We start from the raw sequence: 2,606 nt of genomic DNA, 5'->3' as shown, positions 1-2,606 counted from the left end.
CGCCCTGTTCGTGCATGTATTCCGTCAGGTCCTCGGCCATCTTCTTGGTCAGGACGGTGACGAGGGAGCGGTAGCCGTGGCGGGCCACGGCCTTCACCTCGTCGATGACGTCGTCGACCTGGTTTCTGGTGTCGCCGCTGACCGGGCGGTGGAAACCGGGACACACCCCCCTTTCCTCATGACCCGACCCGTCTCACCCCAGACGCCGCGGCAAATCCATGCCGTCATGGAGCAGGCGAACGATCCGCACCGTCGCGCCGTCGAAGCGAAACGCCACGATGTGTCGGGGGCGGCCGACGCGGTCTTCCGGCGGTACGCGCATCCGGCTCAGTCGCAGGGGATAGAGGCGGAGGTCGGGCGAGATTTCCGGGTCCGGCCGCGCGCCGGGGCGCTCCGGATCGGCGCACAGGTCGGCGTAGGCCTGTTCGATCAGCAGGATGTAGCGATCAACGGCGACGGGTCCGAAATTCCTGAGACTGTCCCGGAGCGCGGCGGCGGTATCGCGGCGCGCGCGGGCGGTGATGTCGAGCCGCCTCAACGCGGTTCGGCCTTGACCTCGCGTCCAAGCTGATCCAGCCACGCCTTCACGTCGGTCACCGTTTCGTAGCGACCGGCGTCCAGATCATCCAGCCCCTCCTGAATGAGCCGACGATAGCGGGTTTCCCTGTCGGCCTCGATCATCGCGTCATCGGCCAGCCGATCCAGCGCGGCGGCGACGACCGCGTCCGCGTCGGGATAGGCCCCCGACGCGACCTGATCCTGGACGAACCGGTCAAGGGCGGGCGGCAGGGTGAGGGTCAGCGCGGCCATGGGCGGAGGATAGCGTGAAACGGGCGACGGGGGAATTACGCCCTCTCCCGTTGGGAGAGCAACCATGTTCAGGTCGCGGGTTGTTTTGTCCATGGGTGACCTCGTTTGAGGATGAGGTTGGCGGCCTCGATGAGTTTTCGCATGACGGCGACGATGACTTTCTTGGGTGGCTTTCCTTGGGCCGCGAGGCGTTCGGCGAAGGCTTTGAAGCTTGGATCGCATCGTTTGGCGCTGAGGGCGGCGAGGTAGAGGAGACGCCGCGGTCGGCTGCGTCCTCCGGCGATCGTGGACTGGCCCTTCATCTGGCCGGACTGTCGGTCGTAGGGGGCGACGCCGAGGAGGGCGGCGGCCTGGCCTCGTTCGAGGCTTCCGAGTTCGGGCATGCGGATCAGTTCGCCGAGGGCCACGACCGGCCCGTGGCCGGGCAGGCTGGTCAGCAGCTTGAACCGGGCCAGCAGGTCCGGTTCGGCCTCGACCCGACGGAGCATGTCGGTCAGGAGTTCGGCCTTGGTCCGCTCCAGGGTTCGGATCAGGCCGTTGAAGCGGCGGATCACGTCCTTGAGTCGGGTCTGCTCCAGGCAGGTCTTCAACTGAGCGGCCTGGTCGGTGATCTGCTCATAGGCGGTCAGCCGCTCGGCCAGTTCGGCCAGCCGGGGGTCCTGGGCGGCGCGCACGGCGTCGATTTGGGCGGTGGCGGCGGCGATCAGCCGGGCGTCGAGCGCGTCGGTCTTGGCCCGCTTGCGCTTGAGCCGGGCGAACAGCCTGACCTCCATCGGTTGATGGACCACGACCTCGAACCCGGTCGCGTCGCAGGCTTGGCGCAGGTCGCGCTCATAGCCGCCGGTGGCCTCCATGCCGACCCGGCTGACCTCGCGCGTCTTCAACCACGCGATCAGTTCGGCGACGCCCTCGCGGTCGTTGCCGAAGCGGGTGACCGGCGCGTCGTCTCCATGCACCGCCGCGTCGAGCCAGGACTTGCCGACATCGACGCCGGCCATCCGTGTGTTAGACTTCATCTGTTCCATCGACCCCACCTTGTGGATACGGACCTCATCGTCCCTGCAACCATCCGGGTCAGTGAAACGTCGGCGGCGGCCCAGCTCTCCCTCAGCCCAAAAGGCTCAGGGCTTCACGGCCCCTCCGCCGACAGTCCGCCTGGCGCGCAAACGCCAGGCGGACGTCCCGGAAGACCTCGTCACAATAGCCGAACTCCGACATACAAGGGCTTGAGCGCACGAGAGCCGAAGGCGATCGGCCTTGCGCGAAAGGGTGAGGGTCGATCCCCGGCGTCGGCGCAAGCCGTATCGCCCTCGGGAGCCGCGGCTTACGCCGACCGACACAGCCAACCCTCATCCGGCGCTGCGCGCCACCTTCTCCCATCGGGAGAAGGAAAAAGCGCCCGTGACGCTGCGCCGGCAATTCGCGAAACCATAGTCCGATAGTCACAAAACTCCGTGGCCCTTCCAATGGCTTGCGTGTTTCTCGAGACAATCGGCGCTCCGCGTCGACAGCGGGCCTATACTTCTGTCATCCCGTCGCGGGGGAGGGCGTCTGGCGCCAGGGCCATCGCGTGCGGCGGGGGTGATCGTTGCGGGACGCCGGGCGGCCCTTCGGGGGCGCGCGGCGGAAGCGGACCACGCTTGAGGACGGGTTGCTCCCCCCTTCGGCGTGGAAAGGGACTGTCCTCCGGGTTGAAACGGGGGAGCCCAGGGGCCTGGCCGCCCCTGCCCGCCCGGGCTTAGTTTCGAAAGGGTTTAAAGGGTGACGGGACGCGGCGGAAAATGGCAAGACCCGAC

3 protein-coding genes are annotated in these 2,606 nt (G+C 67.6%); all 3 read right to left on the bottom strand.

Annotated features, from left to right (window positions below):
• Positions 1-193: 193 nt before the first annotated feature.
• The 3 genes from Q0588_RS07870 to Q0588_RS07860 all read right to left on the bottom strand — a co-directional run bounded on the left by Q0588_RS07870 (position 194) and on the right by Q0588_RS07860 (position 1,826).
• The gene (locus Q0588_RS07870) at positions 194-538 is read right to left on the bottom strand and encodes a type II toxin-antitoxin system RelE/ParE family toxin (RefSeq protein ID WP_298745347.1); all 345 of its coding nucleotides are present in this window, start codon (positions 536-538) and stop codon (positions 194-196) included.
• Entirely contained in the window at positions 535-810 is a 276-nt protein-coding gene (locus Q0588_RS07865; RefSeq protein ID WP_298745345.1) for a hypothetical protein, read from the bottom strand. The genes Q0588_RS07870 and Q0588_RS07865 overlap by 4 nt, the downstream gene beginning before the upstream one ends.
• 68 nt (positions 811-878) lie before the next feature.
• On the bottom strand, positions 879-1,826 hold the full coding sequence (locus Q0588_RS07860) for an IS110 family transposase (protein ID WP_298745343.1): 948 nt from the start codon (positions 1,824-1,826) through the stop codon (positions 879-881).
• Positions 1,827-2,606 lie beyond the last annotated feature (780 nt).

The organism is uncultured Brevundimonas sp. (assembly GCF_937870815.1).
Lineage (GTDB): Bacteria > Pseudomonadota > Alphaproteobacteria > Caulobacterales > Caulobacteraceae > Brevundimonas.
This window is presented reverse-complemented; position numbering and strand designations above follow the sequence as displayed.